This window comes from Pseudomonas sp. MS19 (assembly GCF_013277615.1).
GTDB classification, from domain to species: domain Bacteria; phylum Pseudomonadota; class Gammaproteobacteria; order Pseudomonadales; family Pseudomonadaceae; genus Aquipseudomonas; species Aquipseudomonas marincola.
In genome coordinates this window covers 288,769-305,909 of record NZ_VBTO01000013.1, presented here as the reverse complement: position 1 = coordinate 305,909, position 17,141 = coordinate 288,769, and the positions used below count along the sequence as shown (strand labels likewise).

Annotated in this window: 15 protein-coding genes; 9 read left to right on the top strand and 6 right to left on the bottom strand. The window is 59.3% G+C overall.

Going from position 1 to position 17,141, the window contains the following annotated elements:
• Positions 1–35 precede the first annotated feature (35 nt).
• Both FEZ62_RS14710 and FEZ62_RS14705 read right to left on the bottom strand, forming a co-directional pair.
• The gene (locus FEZ62_RS14710; protein WP_172928518.1) at positions 36–3,116 is read right to left on the bottom strand and encodes an efflux RND transporter permease subunit; all 3,081 of its coding nucleotides are present in this window, start codon (positions 3,114–3,116) and stop codon (positions 36–38) included.
• Entirely contained in the window at positions 3,116–4,225 is a 1,110-nt protein-coding gene (locus tag FEZ62_RS14705; protein WP_172928516.1) for an efflux RND transporter periplasmic adaptor subunit, read from the bottom strand. Before FEZ62_RS14705 ends, FEZ62_RS14710 begins: the two co-directional genes overlap by 1 nt.
• A 91-nt stretch (positions 4,226–4,316) precedes the next feature.
• On the opposite strand from FEZ62_RS14705, the gene FEZ62_RS14700 reads away from it, so the two are divergent.
• Positions 4,317–4,952 carry a TetR/AcrR family transcriptional regulator gene (locus tag FEZ62_RS14700; protein ID WP_172928514.1) on the top strand — a complete coding sequence of 212 codons (636 nt, stop codon included), beginning with the start codon at positions 4,317–4,319 and terminating at the stop codon, positions 4,950–4,952.
• Positions 4,953–4,979: 27 nt separating this feature from the next.
• Here the strand turns inward: FEZ62_RS14700 and FEZ62_RS14695 are convergent, their stop codons facing one another.
• Complete coding sequence (locus FEZ62_RS14695) at positions 4,980–5,756, bottom strand: class I SAM-dependent methyltransferase (RefSeq protein WP_172928512.1); 777 nt, start codon at positions 5,754–5,756, stop codon at positions 4,980–4,982.
• Between the two features lie 271 nt (positions 5,757–6,027).
• Here FEZ62_RS14695 and FEZ62_RS14690 point away from each other — a divergent pair, with 271 nt between their 5' ends.
• The 8 genes from FEZ62_RS14690 to FEZ62_RS14655 all read left to right on the top strand — a co-directional run bounded on the left by FEZ62_RS14690 (position 6,028) and on the right by FEZ62_RS14655 (position 14,896).
• On the top strand, positions 6,028–6,336 hold the full coding sequence (locus FEZ62_RS14690; protein WP_069899504.1) for a DUF2282 domain-containing protein: 309 nt from the start codon (positions 6,028–6,030) through the stop codon (positions 6,334–6,336).
• Positions 6,337–6,359: 23 nt separating this feature from the next.
• Positions 6,360–7,265: a DUF692 domain-containing protein gene (locus FEZ62_RS14685; RefSeq protein WP_172928509.1), complete on the top strand. Its 906-nt coding sequence runs from the start codon at positions 6,360–6,362 to the stop codon at positions 7,263–7,265.
• Entirely contained in the window at positions 7,262–8,050 is a 789-nt protein-coding gene (locus FEZ62_RS14680) for a DNA-binding domain-containing protein (protein ID WP_172928506.1), read from the top strand. Before FEZ62_RS14685 ends, FEZ62_RS14680 begins: the two co-directional genes overlap by 4 nt.
• Positions 8,043–8,564 carry a DoxX family protein gene (locus FEZ62_RS14675; protein ID WP_172928498.1) on the top strand — a complete coding sequence of 174 codons (522 nt, stop codon included), beginning with the start codon at positions 8,043–8,045 and terminating at the stop codon, positions 8,562–8,564. The genes FEZ62_RS14680 and FEZ62_RS14675 overlap by 8 nt, the downstream gene beginning before the upstream one ends.
• Positions 8,565–8,581: 17 nt before the next feature.
• A complete protein-coding gene (locus FEZ62_RS14670) occupies positions 8,582–8,935 on the top strand; it encodes a hypothetical protein (protein WP_172928495.1) in 354 nt (117 codons plus the stop codon).
• A 101-nt stretch (positions 8,936–9,036) separates the two neighbouring features.
• Positions 9,037–10,299, top strand: a complete 1,263-nt coding sequence (locus FEZ62_RS14665; protein WP_172928492.1) for a TolC family protein — start codon at positions 9,037–9,039, stop codon at positions 10,297–10,299.
• A complete protein-coding gene (locus tag FEZ62_RS14660; RefSeq protein WP_172928489.1) occupies positions 10,296–11,783 on the top strand; it encodes an efflux RND transporter periplasmic adaptor subunit in 1,488 nt (495 codons plus the stop codon). Before FEZ62_RS14665 ends, FEZ62_RS14660 begins: the two co-directional genes overlap by 4 nt.
• Complete coding sequence (locus FEZ62_RS14655; RefSeq protein WP_172928486.1) at positions 11,780–14,896, top strand: efflux RND transporter permease subunit; 3,117 nt, start codon at positions 11,780–11,782, stop codon at positions 14,894–14,896. Before FEZ62_RS14660 ends, FEZ62_RS14655 begins: the two co-directional genes overlap by 4 nt.
• Positions 14,897–14,934: 38 nt before the next feature.
• Here the strand turns inward: FEZ62_RS14655 and FEZ62_RS14650 are convergent, their stop codons facing one another.
• From FEZ62_RS14650 to tsaB, 3 genes are all read right to left on the bottom strand, one after another.
• The gene (locus FEZ62_RS14650; RefSeq protein ID WP_172928483.1) at positions 14,935–15,795 is read right to left on the bottom strand and encodes a DUF72 domain-containing protein; all 861 of its coding nucleotides are present in this window, start codon (positions 15,793–15,795) and stop codon (positions 14,935–14,937) included.
• Between the two features lie 51 nt (positions 15,796–15,846).
• A complete protein-coding gene (locus tag FEZ62_RS14645) occupies positions 15,847–16,206 on the bottom strand; it encodes a hypothetical protein (RefSeq protein WP_172928480.1) in 360 nt (119 codons plus the stop codon).
• A 99-nt stretch (positions 16,207–16,305) separates the two neighbouring features.
• A complete protein-coding gene (gene tsaB, locus FEZ62_RS14640) occupies positions 16,306–16,989 on the bottom strand; it encodes a tRNA (adenosine(37)-N6)-threonylcarbamoyltransferase complex dimerization subunit type 1 TsaB (RefSeq protein ID WP_172928478.1) in 684 nt (227 codons plus the stop codon).
• Positions 16,990–17,141: the final 152 nt, after the last annotated feature.

Genomic DNA, 17,141 nt, shown 5'->3' with positions numbered 1-17,141 from the left:
GCAGATGCGCTGCCCTGTTGCCTGCCCAGGCGTGCTTAGTCGGTATGCGCTTCACTCGGTTTCACTCGGAACCAGGCGGCGTACAACGCTGGCAGGAACAGCAGTGTCAGCGCAGTCGCGACGATCAAGCCACCCATGATTGCCACCGCCATTGGCCCGTAAAACACACTGCGCGACAGCGGAATCATCGCCAGAACAGCGGCCAGCGCCGTAAGCACAATCGGCCTGAAACGGCGTACGGTGGCATCGATCACCGCATTCCAGCGATCCTGACCAGCAAGGATATCCTGCTCGATCTGGTCCACCAGAATTACCGAGTTACGCATGATCATCCCGGACAGGGCGATGGTGCCCAGCATGGCAACAAAGCCGAATGGCTGATTGAAGATCAGCAGGAACAAGGTCACCCCAATCAACCCCAACGGCGCCGTGAGAAACACCATTGCGGTGCGCGAGAAACTCTTCAACTGCAACATCAGCAAGGTCAGCACCACCACCACAAACAGCGGGATACCGGCGTTTACTGAGCGCTGCCCGCGCCCGGAGTCTTCAACGGTGCCGCCCACTTCAAGGTGATAACCACCAGGCAGGCGCGCACGAATCGGCTCCAGCGTTGGCAGAATCTGCTGCACCAATGCCGAAGGCTGTTCCGGCCCATAAACATCAGCCCGCACGGTGACCGTTGGCAGGCGCTTACGGCGCCAGATAATGCCCTCTTCAAAGCCGTATTCCAGCGAGGCGATTTGCGCCAACGCAACGCTGCGCCCGTTACCCGTTGGCACCGACAAACTCGACAACATGCTGAGTTTTTCACGGTCTTCCTTGGCCCCGCGAATCACCAGCGCAATCAGCTCATTGTTCTCGCGGTACTGGCTGACCGGCGTGCCGACCAGAGTACTTTGCAAGAAGTTGGACACTTCGCGCGTGCTCACACCCAATGCCCGTGCGCGCTCCTGATCTATATTCAGGCGCACCACTTTGCTTGGCTCCTGCCAGTCGAGGTGAACGTTGGTCACGTAGGGGTTCTCACGCACTTTGCGCTGCACTTCGCGGGCAAATGCGCGAACCTCGTCTATGTGCTCACCAGACACCCGAAACTGGATCGGATAACCCACCGGCGGGCCGTTCTCAAGACGCGAAACGCGGGTGCGCATGGTGGTGAACTCGGTCGCCATCAGGTCGATCAACCATTTGCGCAACACCTCACGTTGCTCCAGATCCTTGGCCAACACCACGAACTGGGCGAAGCTGGTCATCGGCAGTTGTTGATCGAGCGGCAAGTAGAAGCGCGGCGACCCTGAGCCAATGTAGCCCACATAGTTATCAATGCCCGGATGATCCTTGAGCATGGCCTCAAGGCGTTTCGCCTGCGCCTCGGAGGCTTCAAGGGAAGCACCTTCGGCCAGTTTCAGGTCGACCATCAGCTCAAGACGACCGGATGCCGGGAAGAACTGCTGCGGCACCAGCTTGAATAAAAACACCGAGCCGATAAACAGCACCAGCGTCGAAACAATGACTGTTTTACGGCGCTCGACACACCAGCCCACTACACGCCGCACGCGCTGATAAAACGCCGTTGAATAAGGGTCATGTCCGCCTGCGCTGCCGCCGTGCTTGGCCGCATGCAATTTAGCCAGATCCGGCAGCAGGCGATCGCCCAGATACGGCACAAATACCACTGCGGCGAACCAAGACACCAATAAGGCGATGGTCACAACCTGAAAGATCGAGCGGGTGTACTCACCGGTACCGGACTGCGCGGTGGCAATCGGCAAGAAACCGGCGGCGGTAATCAAGGTGCCGGTCAGCATCGGAAATGCAGTGCTGGTCCAAGCGAAGCTGGCGGCCTTAAGGCGGTCATAGCCCTGCTCCATTTTGATCGCCATCATTTCGACGGCAATAATGGCGTCATCCACCATCAAGCCCAGCGCCAGCACAAGTGCGCCGAGGGAAATCTTGTGCAAGCCGATACCGAAGAAATACATCGCCGCAAAGGTCATGGCCAGCACCAGCGGGATCGACAAGGCGACCACTAAACCTGTGCGCAGCCCAAGCGAGAAGAAGCTCACCAGCAAGACGATCACCACCGCCTCGGCCAACACTTTAACGAACTCGTTGACCCCAGCTTTAACCGCAGCGGGCTGGTCGGACACCTTGCTCAGCTGCATGCCGGCGGGCAAATCGCTCTGCAGCGTGGCAAAGGTTGTTTCAAGCGATTCCCCGAGTTGCAGAATATCGCCGCCGTCCTTCATCGCCACGGCCAGGCCAATGGCATCTTCACCCATGAAGCGCATGCGCGGCGCCGCTGGCTCATTGAAGCCGCGTTTAACCTCGGCAATATCGCCCAGCCGGAAGGTGCGCCCGGCCACCCGTATGGGGAAGTTGCGAATCTGCTCGGGCGTGGTGAAGCGCCCGGAAACCCTGACTTGCACGCGGTCGGTGGCGGTCTCGAAAAAACCTGAGCTGACAATCCCGTTCTGGTCTTGCAGCGCCTGCTGCACAGCCTGTAACGGCACGCCCAGCGTTGCCAGTTTGGTGTTGGACACCTGCACCCAGATGCGCTCGTCCTGCAGCCCGATCAACTCGACCTTGCCGACGTCTTTAACACTTTGCAGTTGCAGCTGCACACGCTCGGCATAATCCTTGAGCACGGCGTAATCAAAGCCCTTGCCGGTCAGTGCATACAAGTTGCCGAATGTGGTGCCGAATTCATCGTTGAAGAAAGGCCCTTGCACGCCTTCGGGCAACGTATGCTGGATATCGCCGACCTTCTTGCGAATCTGATACCAGAGCTCGTTAACGTCCTTGGGCCCCATCGCATCGTTGGCAATGAAGGTGACTTGGGACTGGCCCGGTCGCGAAAACGAGATGAGCTTTTCGTACTCGCCGGTCTCCATCAATTTCTTTTCAATGCGGTCCGTCACCTGCTCGGCCACTTCCTCGGCACTGGCGCCGGGCCAATCGGTACGTACCACCATTGCTTTGAAGGTGAAGGGCGGATCTTCACTCTGCCCCAGCTTGGTGTAGGAGAGTGTGCCGACAACGGCCAGCAACAGCATGAAATAGAGCACGATCTGGCGGTTTTTCAGCGCCCAAGCCGATAGATTGAAGCCCATTACTGCGGCTCCTGACCAGTCAACTCAACGGTGCGGTTATCACGGTCCACCGGGCGCACTTTCTCGCCTTCGTGAAGCATCTCGACACCGGCCAGGACAAACCAGTCATCGGCACTCAAGCCTTCGAGCACAGGCACCAGACGCTCGCCGTACGGGCCCACGCGCACAGGCCGTTTGTGCAATGTCGAGGTTGCCGGGTCAAGCCACCAGACATAGGGTTGCTGCCCTTCTGCGGTCAACGCCGAAAGCGGAATTGCCAGCGCGTCCTGATCTTTTTCAAGAATGAATACCCGTGCGCTCAAACCCAGTGCGACGCGCGTGGTGTCGGTGTTGAAGGCCACCCGCGCCGCGTAGGTGCGCGACTGTGCGTCGGCTGAGGGTGAAATCTCGCGGATGTAGCCGATGTAGCGTTTACCCGGCTGCGACCACAGTTCCACGGCGACCTTCTGGCCGATTTCAAGTTTGGAAACCATGTGTTCAGGCAAGTCGATCTGCACTTCACGGTCGCCATCGGCGGCCAGGCTCAACACCGTTTGCCCCGGCGAAACCACTTGGCCGACGTCGATCATCCGCTCAGCGATAACCCCATCCTGCGGGGCGCGCAGCACTGCGTAGTCGGCATGATTACTGGCCACCTTGTATTCGGCCTTGGCCTGATTGAGCCTGGCCAGACCTGCACGGTAGAGGTTTTCGGTGTTGTCGTATTGCGAGCGACTGACCAGTTGGCGACCGAGCAAAGTCTTGTAGCGATCCCGTTCGGTCTTCACCAACTGCAGGTTGGCTTCGGCTGCCGCGAGCTGAGCCCGCATGGCATCGAGCTTGAGGCGCATGTCATCCGGATCGAGTTCGGCCAGCGCCTGATTCTTTTTCACCCGCTGCCCGGAATCAACCAGCCGCTTACTGACCTTGCCGGCGATGCGAAAAGCCAGTTCAGGCTCGAAGCGCGCGCGAACCTCGCCCGGGTAAGCCTCCTGCAACTCGATGGCAGATTGCGGCTGCGTCACCATCGCAGCGCGAATAACCGGCTCCGAGGTCGGTTCCTTACCGCAAGCGGCAAGCAATGCAACCAGCGCCAATGGCAAGGTTAGGTTCACAATAGGACGCAGCATGACAGCAGACCTTTGAAGAAGGTTTAGAATATTTATACTGAGCGGTATAGTAAAAATACTAAACTCGGCAGTCCAGTATTATAATCAGCCAATGACCGACAAAATATTGCAGACCAACGGCCCGGGCCGTCCCAAGGATCAAGCCAAGCGCCAAGCCATTCTGGATGCGGCGCAATCGCTGTTTCTGAGCAATGGCTATGACGGCAGCAGCATGGATGCGATTGCCGCCGAGGCAGGCGTTTCAAAGCTTACGGTGTATAACCATTTCACCGATAAAGAGACGCTGTTCTCGGCCGCAGTGGCCGCCAAGTGCACCTCGCAGTTACCGGAAGGCCTCTTTGAACTGACGTCAGACGTCTCGATAGAAAAGGTTCTGATGAATATCGGCAGAGCGTTCCACACGCTGATCAACAGCCGCGAGTCCATCGAACTGCACCGGGTGATGGTCAGCCTGAGCACGCAGGAATCGAAACTGCCGGAGATGTTTTTCCAGGCAGGCCCACAAACGCTGATCGACAAGATGACGCGCCTGCTGACCCAGGCCAACAGCAGCGGCACACTCAATGTGGAAAAACCACAACTGGCGGCGGATCAGTTCTTCTGCCTGCTCAAGGGCACCAGCAATTTTGCACTGCTGATCGGTTGCCGCGCGGCGCACAGCCCGCAGGAGGCGGAATTGCACGTCAGCGATTGCGTGAAAATGTTCATCCGCGCCTATCAGCCGTAATCTGCCGGGCGTAACTGACCGGCAGGGTTACTGAAGCTTCTTCAGCGGGTAGATATCGTAACGGCTGGATTTACCTTCCAGCGCATAACCGGGTTTGAACCCCTCGATTATCGGAGCCTTGCGCGGGCGTTTAACCACCACGCGGTGAGTGGCCAGCGCCATCGCGGCCGCCAGCAGCGCCGGAGCATCCTGATCGTCGCCGACCAATGGCCGAAACAGGCGCATTTCCTTTTTCACCAAGGCGCTCTTGTCGCGGTGCGGGAACATCGGGTCGAGATAAATCACCTGCGGCGCTTCGCCCTGCCACGCGCTCATCAACTCGATTGCATTGCCTTGCAGCAAGCGCATGCGTGCGCAGATCGGTGCGACATCCAGATCCAGCCGTGCCCGCGCCAGCCCGTCTTCCAGCAAGGCGGCAATCAGTGGCTGACGTTCGATCATGCTCACATTGCAGCCCAGACTCGCCAGCACAAAGCTGTCGCGCCCAAGCCCTGCGGTAGCGTCCAGCACCACCGGGCGTATGCCTTGCTGAATGCCGACGGCCTTGGCGATCATCTGCCCGCTGCCACCGCCAAACAAGCGCCGGTGCGCCACCGCGCCTTCAACAAAATCGACCTTGACCGGCCCCGGCGCCTTGTCACCCAGCTCGCTCAGTTGCAGGCCAGCCGGACCGAGTTGCAAGGCAAAATCGGCATCGCCGTGCAATGCAAGGCCCAAGCGTGACGCCCATTGCAGCGCTGCATCATCCAGCTCCGGCACCAGCGCTTCCATCCGCACCACGGCTGCTTGCACGTTATCGCTCATAAACCACTCATCAATTATTCGTCTGCGCAGGCATTCTGCGCTGAGACCTTCCAATGCCGGCTATTTTGCCAGAGCCGGGCACTTCACGGGTTATCCAAGCGCCGCTGAAATTGTTTATTTGCCCGCTGTAACAAAAACACCGCTGACGGCTCTTTAGTCTCAAGCGAGCGACATCAGCATCTCGCTTATAACTGGCGCTCATCAGGTGATTAATCGCCGGTCTGAGCCAGCAACAGATCCGCTCAATCTTTGAAGCCTTGGAGATATAAAGATGACTAACAAAAGCACCCGCGCTGTATCCGCTGCCAGCTTGGCCCTTGCGCTTGGCGCAGCCGTTGCGATCTCGACTGCCACTGTTACCACCGCCCATGCCGCCGACAACGAGAAATGCTTCGGTATTTCCATGAAAGGTAAAAACGATTGCGCAGCAGGCGCTGGCACCACTTGCGCAGGCACTGCAAAAACCGATTTGCAGGGTAATGCCTGGAAATATGTCCCGGCCGGCACCTGTGAAAAGACCCCGTCTGCCTCATCGCCAACCGGCTTTGGTCAGCTGCAGGAATACAAAGAAAAAGCCTGATAACTCGCGGGGGAGCGGTCTGTATGCCTAATGCTCATTTAACCGACGTCAGCCTGCGCGCCCCCGCGAAAGTCCGGGGCCTGCCCAACCGGGCGGGCATCGGCCTGAAAAGCCAGCATGTGGCCGAAATTATCGAGACGCTTCCGGAGCTCGGTTTCTTCGAGGTACATGCAGAGAATTACATGGTTGCCGGAGGTCCGTTTCACCACTTCCTGCAACAGATTCGCCAGCATTATCCGCTCTCTATTCATGGCGTCGGCCTGTCGATTGGCGGTGAAGAGCCACTCGACACCGCACATTTACAGCACCTGCAAATATTGCTGGAACGCTACCAGCCGGAGTCGTTTTCCGAGCATCTGGCCTGGTCAAGCCATGGGCAAAACTATTTCAACGACCTGCTGCCAGTTGCTTACGACGCCGCCACGCTGGACCGGGTGTGTGAGCATGTCGATCAAGTGCAGTCGCTGCTGAAGCGACAGATACTGCTGGAGAATCCATCGACTTACGTCGAGTTCGCTGACTCCAGCCTGACTGAGCCGCAGTTTATCAGTGCGATCATCCAGCGCACCGGCTGCGGCCTGCTGCTCGATGTGAACAATGTGTACGTCTCGGCGACCAATCATAACTGGGACGCACAACAGTACATCGACGCGTTGCCGCTGCACGCGGTCCGCGAAATTCATTTGGCAGGCTTCAGTGAAGACCTCGACAGCCTCGGCAGCCGCCTGCTGATCGACGCCCACGGTTCTGCCGTGGATCAGGCCGTGTGGGCGCTGTACGCCGATGTTCTGCAGCGCCTCGGGCCGGTTCCGACGCTGATCGAGCGCGACAACGATGTGCCAGCGCTGCAACATTTACTGGCCGAGGCGGATATCGCCGAGCAACATCTGCAACATGCAGCCGCCGCACGCAAGCAGGCCTGTCGATGAGCAACCAGACCACCTTCAGCCAGGCCCTGCTCAACCCAGAGCAGCCGTGCCCGGATGGCTTACGCAGCTGGAATGGCTCCGATCCTGCGCAACGCTTTGCGATTTATCGCAACAACGTCACCCGCTCGTTGATCGACGCGTTGGCAGACACTTTTCCGGTGGTCGCTGAGCTGGTAGGTGCAGACTTTTTCGACTTGCTGGCGCACAGCTACATTCAACACAGCCCCCCCACCAGCCGGCTTCTGGTCAAGTACGGTGAAACCTTTGCCGACTTCATTCAAGGCTTTGCACCGGCCGCCAGCGTGCCGTATCTGGCGGATGTCGCGTGCCTTGAGTTCGCCAGAGTCCGGGCTTATCACAGCGCCGATATTACAGCTCTGACGCCGGTTGCGATCGCCGAGGTAATCGGCCAGCCCGAACACTTGGCCAGCATGACTTTCGCCCTGCATCCTTCCGTGCAGATAGTCCACTCACGTTTCGCCCATGTCTCGATCTGGGCCGCGCATCAAGGCACGCATGACCTCGCCGGGGTTGATAGCCAATGCGCCGAAACAGCGCTGATTTTGCGCAACCGTTTAAGCGTCGAGGTCATGGCCATTAAACCGGCAGACGCGGCGTTTATCAGCGCACTGAAACAGGGCCAGCCGTTTGCCAAGGCGGCCGAACTCGCTATGGACGTGGCCGCCGAATTCAATCTAAGCCCACCACTCGCTCACCTGATCAACACCGCCGTGATCGTGGGTTATGCCTATCCGGGCGCCTCATTAGGAAACAACCATGTCTGACTCCCCAACACTCGCCAACGCCTCGGCACCGGTAAAACTGATCGCAAAAGCGGTCGACTGCTGCAAACGGATTCCCTACAGCCTGATCGCTTTTATCGCGCGCTTCTCGATCGCGGCGGTGTTCTGGAAATCGGGCCAGACCAAGGTTCAAGGCTTTGTCATCGACATCGTCTCTGGCGATTTCGAATTGGGCGTGCCGCAGTTGTCCGGTTCGGCAATTCCCTTGTTCACAGAAGAGTACAAAGTGCCGCTGCTTTCCCCGGAGTTTGCCGCCACGCTGGCAGCGTTCGCCGAGCACCTGTTCCCGGCGCTGCTTCTATTGGGCCTGGCCACTCGTTTTTCTGCGCTGGCCCTGCTGGCCATGACGCTGGTAATCCAGTTATTCGTATACCCCGATGCCTACCCGGTTCACGGAACATGGGCGGCAATATTGCTGATGCTGGCGGCCAAGGGGCCGGGCAAGCTATCAATCGATCATCTGATCGCAAAACACTATGGCTATAAGTCAGCCTGAGACGTTAAAGTACCAACATGACTGCCCTCACTCGCCTGTGCCTGCGTTTGCTCATTGGCCTGACCCTTGCCTTCAATGGCATGGCTCAAGCCGAGACGCATATGCCCTGTCCGATGCAGGCTAGCGAGCAGAACGCCATGCATACCCAGCACATGATGGATGCGATGGATTGCTGCAACGATGCGGCAGATCACCAGTCCAGCAAAACGCCCTGCAAAGACGGCCAGGACTGCAGCAGCGCCAATATCGTGTTGCCCCTGCCCGGCCTGACTACACCGCTGGCGTTCTCTGCGCAGCGCACCCTCTCGACCTATCAAAGTTTCATCCCTGCCAAGACCCCGTCCGGTGTCTGGCGCCCGCCCCGGGCCTGATTCCTCTGTTCTGACTTGATCACATCGCTCTCGCCTTGCGCCTGAGCGAGCTGGCGTGCCGTTGCGCATGCCAGATCATCAATATGACTGGAATCAGTACGATGAATGTTCACCGTAGTCATCCACGACGCAGTGCCTGCGCACTCGTCTGCAGCCTCGTGCTTGGCGGATTCACCCCGAACATCAGCAGCGCCCTGACGCTGGATGAAGCCTTGCGTATTGCCGAAGCACAAGCGCCTTCCCTTAACGCCCAGACTGCCGATGTTGAATTGGCACGCAGCATGTCCAAGCCGGCCGACCAATTGCCCGACCCGAAACTCTTGCTGGGCCTGAATAATTTTCCCATCAGCGGAGAAAATCGTGGCGAGCTGAACGCCGAACCGATGACCATGCAAATGGTCGGCATCTCTCAGGAAGTCACCAGCAGCGACAAACGTCAGGCGCGGGTGGCCATGGCTCAGGCGACAATCGAAACGGCGCAGGCCCAACGCCAGATCGAGCGGCTGAATGTGCGCTTGCAAACAGCGCTGGCATGGATTTCTGCGCGGGCGACTGAGCAAAAACTGCAGTTGTTCAAACAGCTCTACAGCGAAAACAAGTTATTCGCTGCCGCCATTCGCGCCAGCATCGCCGGGGGTCAGGGCCAGTCTGCCGACAGCGTCGCGCCCCGCCAGGAAGCCCTGTTATTGGCAGAACAACAGGACAGCCTTGAGCAGGAACGCAGCCAGCAACGTGCCGCATTGCGCCGCTGGATCGGCGAAGACGCCCGCCAACCGCTCACTGGCAAGTTGCCGCAATGGCAGCCCGTCCCCGCGCAATTCAGCCACGCTCTGGAGCAGCATCCCGAGCTTGCGGTGTATGAACCGATGAGCCGTCAGGCGGACGCTGCGATCAGCGCGGCCGTTGCCGAAAAGCAGCCGAACTGGGCCTGGCAGGTGGCGTACCAAAAGCGCGGCGCAGATTTCGGTGACATGGTCAGCGTGCAATTCAGCGTCGACTTGCCGGTGTTCGCAGGCTCGCGCCAAGACCCGAAAATTGCCGCCAGCCACTCCGCGCGCAATCGTCTGGACGCTCAACGCGAAGCCAAACTTCGCCAGCACCGCCAGCAGCTTGATGATCTGCAGGCGCAATACCACCGGCTCGACCGCGCCGTGGAGCGCAGCCAGTCACAGTTGATCCCGCTGGCAGTCGACAAGGTGCAACTGAGCCTTGCCGACTACCGCGCCGGCAAGAATCAACTTGCCAATCTGATCAGCGCCCGCCGTGAACTGATTGAAGCCCGCCTCAAAGATATCGACCTGCAACAACAGCGCTCACTCGTCAGCGCCAACCTGCATTACGCCTACACAGAGATCAGCCAATGAACACGCATCGCACCTACACGCTGCTCGGCGCGGCAATTCTGATCGGCCTCGGCGCCGCCGGGGGTTATTGGCTGGCACTGAGTACCGGCGAACATTCCGCCGACATGTCGGCGATGCAATCCGCTGCGGCCGAGAAAAAAGTTCTGTACTGGTACGACCCCATGTATCCGCAGCAGAAGTTCGATAAACCCGGCCCGTCACCGTTCATGGACATGGCCCTGGTGCCGCGCTACGCCCAGCAAGAAGCCTCGGGCGCTGCCGTGAGAATCGACTCCGCCGTGACCCAGAACCTTGGCATACGCTTGGCGCCGGTGGTTCGCGACACGCTCGATTCGACACTGGAAGCCACCGCCAACCTGAATATCAGTGACCGCGACCGCGCCGTATTGCAGGCCCCCGAACAGGCCTTTATCGAGAAGGTGTATCCGCTGGCAGAAGATGATCTGATCCGCGCGGGTGAGCCGATAGCCGACCTGCTGATTCCCGAATGGGTGCGCGCGCAAGAAGAGTTTCTGGCGCTGCGCAGCAGTGGCAACCGCCAACTATTGGAGGCCGCGCGCCAGCGCATGCGCCTGATCGGTATGCCATCCGCGCTGATTGCAGCGGTTGAGCGCGGCGGCAGGACCCAGACCGTATGGACACTGACCAGCCCGATTAACGGCGTAATCAAAAGCCTGGATGTACGCCGTGGCATGCGCCTCAATGCAGGCCAGGATTTGGCCAGCATCAGCGGTTTGGGCACGGTATGGCTGGACATAGACGTCGCGCAGGGCAATGCAACGCGCGTGCAACCTGGCCAGTCACTGGAGGCACGCCTGAGTGCATTTCCAGGTGAAGTGTTCAACGGCAAGGTCAAAGCCATACTGCCGGAAACAGACACCGACAGCAGCACGCTGCGGGTTCGCGCAGAACTTGATAATCCACAAGGACGCTTAAGGCCGGGCCTCACTGCGCAGGTTCGGATCAATACCGGAGCCGGACGCGAGACATTGTGGGTACCCACCGAGGCACTGATTCGCACCGGCCAACGGACACTGGTCATGTTGGCTGCCGGTGAAGGTGCTTATCAGGGCGTGGAAGTTCGCACAGGGCTCGAAGCCGGGGACCGCAGCGAAATTCTCGCTGGCCTGCAGGCGGGGCAAAACGTCGTGGTTTCAGGGCAGTTCCTGCTCGACTCCGAAGCCAGCCTGCAAGGGGTCGAGATACGCCGGCTGAGCGACAGCGCGGCAACTGAAGATGCAACAACTGCAAAACCCCTGCATGCCTCGCAAGGTGAAGTCATCGAGGTCAGTGCCAGCGCTATCACCGTCGCCCACGGACCGTTCGAAACACTCGGCATGCCGGGCATGACCATGAGTTTCAAACTCGCCAAAGCCGAGCTTGCCGACGGTATTGAGGTTGGCGCGCACGTACGCTTTGCGGTCAGCGAAGCGGATGCCGGGCTGATCGTTGAGCAACTGCAGGCAATGGAGGCTCAGCCATGATTGCTGCGTTGATTCGCTGGTCGGTTCACAACCGGTTTCTGGTATTGCTCGCGACCTTGTTCATCACGGCATGGGGAACGTGGGCGGTGCAGAACACCGCAATTGATGCCCTGCCCGACCTCTCCGATGTACAGGTGATTATCCGCACGCCCTACCTCGGACAGGCGCCGCAGATTGTCGAAAATCAGGTCACGTATCCGCTCGCCACGACCATGCTTTCAGTACCCGGCGCCAAGACCGTTCGCGGCTATTCGTTCTTTGGTGACAGCTACGTGTATGTGCTGTTTGAAGACGGCACCGATCTGTACTGGGCGCGCTCGCGCGTGCTCGAATACCTGAGCCAGGTGCAAAGCCGCTTGCCTGCCGAAGCCAAGCCCAGCCTGGGCCCGGACGCCACAGGCGTTGGCTGGATATACCAGTACGCGCTGGTTGACCGCAGCGGCAAACACGACCTTGCGCAACTGCGGGCATTGCAGGACTGGTTTCTCAAATTCGAGCTGAAAACCATCGCCAACGTCGCTGAAGTGGCGACTATCGGCGGCATGGTCAAGCAATATCAGGTGGTACTTGATCCGGTGAAAATGGCCAGCCTGGGGATAACCCAGGCGCAGATCACCGCGGCCATTGGCGAGGCCAATCAGGAAACTGGCGGCGCGGTGATGGCGCTGGCCGAGACCGAGTTCATGGTGCGCGCTTCGGGCTACCTGAAAACATTGGATGACTTTCGCGCCATCCCCCTGAAACTCAGTGCACGCGGAGTCCCGGTCACGCTTGGTGATGTGGCGCACATTCAACTGGGCCCGGAAATGCGCCGGGGCATTGGCGAACTCGATGGCGCAGGCGAAGTGGTGGGCGGCGTGGTGATTTTGCGCAGCGGCAAAAACGCCCGTTCCACCATTGCCGCGGTGAAGAGCAAACTGGAGGAACTCAAGAGCAGCCTGCCGGAAGGCGTCGAGATCGTCAGCACTTACGACCGCAGTCAGTTGATTGACCGCGCGGTGAGCAATCTCAGCTTTAAGTTACTTGAAGAGTTCGTGGTGGTTGCGTTGGTCTGCGGGCTGTTTCTCTGGCATCTGCGTTCCGCCATGGTCGCCATCGTCTCGCTGCCGGTTGGCGTGCTGATCGCCTTTGCCGTGATGCACCAGCAAGGCGTCAACGCCAACATCATGTCGCTGGGCGGCATTGCCATTGCCATCGGCGCAATGGTCGATGCCGCGGTGGTGATGATCGAGAACGCGCACAAGAAGATCGAAGCCTGGCATGAGCAAAATCCGGGCAAAACCCTCGAAGGCGCTGCGCATTGGCGAGTCATCACCGAAGCCGCTGTAGAGGTCGGCCCTGCGCTGTTTTTCAGCCTGATGATCATCACCCTGTCGTTCATTCCGGTGTTCACTTTGCAGGCGCAGGAAGGTCGCTTGTTCGGTCCACTGGCGTTTACCAAGACTTACGCCATGGCGGCCGCCGCCGGTTTGTCGGTGACGCTGATACCGGTGTTGATGGGCTACTGGATTCGCGGGCGTATTCCCAGCGAAAAGCAGAATCCGCTCAACCGCGGCCTGATCGCGATTTACCAGCCGCTGCTCGACGCGGTTCTGCGCAAGCCTAAAACCACGATGGTGGCTGCAGGCCTGCTGTTCTTCAGTGCAGCCTGGCCGTTGGCGCATTTGGGCGGCGAGTTTTTACCGCCGCTCGACGAAGGTGATCTTTTGTACATGCCGTCCGCGCTGCCGGGTTTATCCGCGCAAAAGGCCGGGCAGTTGCTGCAGCAGACCGACCGTCTGATTAAAACCGTGCCGGAGGTTGCCAGTGTGTTTGGCAAGGCCGGACGCGCCGAGTCCGCCACCGATCCGGCGCCGCTGGAGATGTTCGAAACCACCATTCAGTTCAAGCCACAAGCGCAGTGGCGCGAGGGCATGACGCCCGCCAAATTGATCGAGGAGCTTGACCGTGTGGTGCAAGTGCCGGGCTTGAGCAACATCTGGATCGCGCCAATCCGCAACCGCATCGACATGCTCGCCACCGGCATCAAAAGCCCGATTGGGGTCAAGGTTGCGGGGCAGAATCTGGCGCAGATCGATGCCATTACCCAGGCCGTTGAAAAGGTCGCGAAACAGGTTGATGGTGTTAGTTCGGCACTCGCCGAACGGCTGACGGGCGGGCGCTACATTGATGTCGATATCAAGCGCAAAGCCGCTGCGCAATACGGTCTGAATATCGCCGAGGTCCAGGCGATTGTCGCCGGTGCAATCGGTGGGCAGAACATCGGTGAAACCGTAGAGGGCTTGGCGCGCTTCCCGATCAGCGTGCGCTACCCGAAGGAGTGGCGTGACTCGCTGAGTCGCCTGCGCGAACTGCCGATCATCACCGCGAACGGCAGCCAGATTACCTTGGGCATGGTCGCCAGCATAAGCGTCAGCGACGGACCGCCGATGCTCAAAAGCGAAAACGCCCGCCCCTCGGGCTGGGTTTACATTGATGTGCGCGAGCGCGATCTGGCCTCGGTGGTCAGCGACTTGCGCGAAGCAATCGATCAGAACGTGACGCTACAGCCGGGCATGAGCTTGAGTTACGCCGGGCAATTCGAGTTTCTTGAGCGCGCCAATGCGCGTCTGAAACTGGTAGTACCGGCGACATTGCTGATCATTTTCGTGCTGCTGTATCTGACCTTTCAGCGGTTCAGCGAAGCGCTGCTGATCATGTCGACCCTGCCCTTTGCCTTATCCGGCGGAATCTGGTTTCTCTACTGGCTGGATTACAACTTGTCGGTGGCCACCGGAGTCGGTTTTATCGCCCTGGCCGGCGTCGCGGCCGAGTTCGGGGTCATCATGCTGCTGTACCTGAAAAACGCCTGGCAACAGCGGTTAGCGCTCGGGCAAAACTCGCCAGCGGCCTTGCTTGATGCAATCCGTGAAGGCGCCGTTCAGCGCGTAAGGCCCAAGGCGATGACCGTGGCGGTGATTATTGCCGGTTTGCTGCCAATTCTGCTCGGCAGTGGCACCGGCAGTGAGGTGATGAGCCGTATCGCCGCGCCGATGGTGGGCGGCATGATCACGGCGCCGCTGCTGTCGCTGTTTGTGCTACCAGCGGCTTACCGGCTGATGCAGCGCAAGTAGCCCCTGCCCGCCGTGCAGCGCCAGCCGCGCTGCACGGATCACAGCAAACCGAGTTGCTCGGCGGGTGGCGCAATGTCGATGGCAGGCAATGCCGGCAGACCCGGCAAACGCGTCATCAGTTGTTCGTGAAAGCGCCGGGCCAACAGCGGCGCCAGGCGATTATCCGAGGTGTGCAAGTACACATGCGGGGTGAGACCGGCTTCGATCCACTGCGCCACTTTATCCAGCCAAGGTTCGATAAATGGATCATTCGCCAGTAATTGCGGATGGCCAATAAAACGTACCTGCGGCGCTTGGCTGAATGCAGCTGGGCGAATGGGCAGCCGCGGCTTTTTATCCTGCGCATGCACAACCGAGGCATCTGCGGAGGTACAACTGAACAGCGCGCGCGAGTCCAGACAAATGCGCTCAACGCCTCTGTCCAGCAACAATCGGTTAAGTGCTTTCTCCTCCTCGCCTTTGGCGAAAAAGTGGGGATGACGCACCTCGACGGCTAAAGCCCCTTCCCCCCAACGATCGATAAAGCTGGCTAACTCGGGTAGCCGCCGTGGCTCGAAACTGGCCGGCAATTGCAGCCAGTACGGAGTCACTCTCTGACCTAATGGCGCCAGCAGTTGGCGGAACTGATCAACCGCTTCAAGCTGCAGACGCAAGTCACCGGAGTGGCTGATATCTCCAGGCAATTTGGCGCAAAAACGGAATGAGCTGGGCATGGTCTCAGCCCAGCGCTCAATCGTCGCCTGCGAGGGCCGCGCATAGAAGGTGGTGTTGCCTTCGACGGTATTGAACAGCTGGCAGTAATGGCCAAGAAAGTCAGAGCTGCGGGCCTCATCGGGATACACCAGGCCGCGCCAGGCGTTTTCACTCCACGACGGGCACCCCAAATAATAAGGAATCATTGATAACCCGGCAGACGGTCAATTGCTGCAACGCCCGTGCGCATCAGCCGCTCAGGCGAACAGATCGAGACCTACGACCTGCGGGCCATCGGAGTCGGCGACAAAGGCGGCGGTGCTGCTGTAACTGGCGATGGCCTGAGCGGCGCGGTTGTTCAGGCGCGGTTGGTAGTCCTGATCAGGCTGCGTGGCAGGTAACCGGCCGTACAAGCTGTCGGTGGTCGATGAGGCAGTTGTTGCGGAATAGACCTGCAAACCCGATGTGGACGAGCCCGGCGCAGGGCTGACAACTGCATCCGGACGCTGCGCGGCTTGCTGGGTGTCTTGCTGGATTTGCCGATACGTAGACGAAGCCGTTCCCTGTCGCGGGCTGCGATCCAGTGAAACCGGCAATGACGGGGCGTCTATACGCATCTAATACTGCTCAAAAAATAATCAGAACGCTAATTTGAACTGCAATTTAACCTGCGCCCGGCACCTTGGCAACAATGGTCAGGTGCCGGGCATCACAAACTACTGGCGTTCAGCCTTCGGCGTGGCGACCTGATCACGCAAGTACACCGGCAACGCCTGATCCGCCGGCAGTGCCTCACCACGCGCCCAGGCAAAACCGGCCAGCGCCAGAACGTCTTCAGCATGCGGCAACATGGCGGGTTCGCACGCCTTGAGCGTGACATCAATGCGCTCGGCAAACGTGCCCCAACCGGTGCCTGCACCGTACCAATCGCCACTCGCGCCGACTGGCAAACTGGCAGATTCTGGCGCGCAAACGCGCTCGTTTTCCTGCAGGCGCATCTCGCCATCTTTGAGGCTGTAGCAGCCCCAGTAGACTTCATCCATGCGCGCATCAATCGCCGCTGCGACTTGGCTTACGCCCTGCTCGCGATAGGCCCGCTGAGCCAGTGCCGCCAGATTGGAAACCGGCAGTACCGGGCGATCCAGCGCAAAACCCAGCCCCTGAACCACACCGATGGCAATCCGAATACCGGTAAACGCGCCAGGCCCACGGCCAAAAGCGATGGCGTCGAGCTGAGACAATTCAACACCCGCCTCCGCCAGCAGGTTCTTGATCATCGGCAGCAGGCGCTGCGCATGCAGGCGTGGAATCACCTCGTAATGACTGGTCACCTTGCCGTTATGCAGCAAGGCAACCGAACAAGCTTCAGTCGCGGTATCCAGGGCCAACAAGGTGGTCATTGCACAATCCAGAAAATCGGAGCCAGTGAATTCAGGCGGGGGCGCATTATACCTGCAGTTGCGCCGCTAAAACGACTACGGCCCGCAAGCGGGCCGTAGGTTGAGCAAACAGGGCATGAGGCCAGTTGCTCGCTAAAACCTCAGGTAAGCCG

Bases quoted from the DNA above. Each gene is read 5' to 3' on its own strand.
- FEZ62_RS14670 (WP_172928495.1), top strand. From the start codon at position 8,582: ATGACTGCCCTCACTCGCCTGTGCCTGCGTTTGCTCATTGGCCTGACC.
- FEZ62_RS14650 (WP_172928483.1), bottom strand. From the start codon at position 15,795: ATGATTCCTTATTATTTGGGGTGCCCGTCGTGGAGTGAAAACGCCTGG.
- FEZ62_RS14660 (WP_172928489.1), top strand. From the start codon at position 10,296: ATGAACACGCATCGCACCTACACGCTGCTCGGCGCGGCAATTCTGATC.
- FEZ62_RS14695 (WP_172928512.1), bottom strand. From the start codon at position 5,756: ATGAGCGATAACGTGCAAGCAGCCGTGGTGCGGATGGAAGCGCTGGTG.
- tsaB (WP_172928478.1), bottom strand. From the start codon at position 16,989: ATGACCACCTTGTTGGCCCTGGATACCGCGACTGAAGCTTGTTCGGTT.
- FEZ62_RS14645 (WP_172928480.1), bottom strand. From the start codon at position 16,206: ATGCGTATAGACGCCCCGTCATTGCCGGTTTCACTGGATCGCAGCCCG.
- FEZ62_RS14710 (WP_172928518.1), bottom strand. From the start codon at position 3,116: ATGGGCTTCAATCTATCGGCTTGGGCGCTGAAAAACCGCCAGATCGTG.
- FEZ62_RS14685 (WP_172928509.1), top strand. From the start codon at position 6,360: ATGCCTAATGCTCATTTAACCGACGTCAGCCTGCGCGCCCCCGCGAAA.
- FEZ62_RS14665 (WP_172928492.1), top strand. From the start codon at position 9,037: ATGAATGTTCACCGTAGTCATCCACGACGCAGTGCCTGCGCACTCGTC.
- FEZ62_RS14690 (WP_069899504.1), top strand. From the start codon at position 6,028: ATGACTAACAAAAGCACCCGCGCTGTATCCGCTGCCAGCTTGGCCCTT.
- FEZ62_RS14705 (WP_172928516.1), bottom strand. From the start codon at position 4,225: ATGCTGCGTCCTATTGTGAACCTAACCTTGCCATTGGCGCTGGTTGCA.
- FEZ62_RS14655 (WP_172928486.1), top strand. From the start codon at position 11,780: ATGATTGCTGCGTTGATTCGCTGGTCGGTTCACAACCGGTTTCTGGTA.
- FEZ62_RS14675 (WP_172928498.1), top strand. From the start codon at position 8,043: ATGTCTGACTCCCCAACACTCGCCAACGCCTCGGCACCGGTAAAACTG.
- FEZ62_RS14680 (WP_172928506.1), top strand. From the start codon at position 7,262: ATGAGCAACCAGACCACCTTCAGCCAGGCCCTGCTCAACCCAGAGCAG.
- FEZ62_RS14700 (WP_172928514.1), top strand. From the start codon at position 4,317: ATGACCGACAAAATATTGCAGACCAACGGCCCGGGCCGTCCCAAGGAT.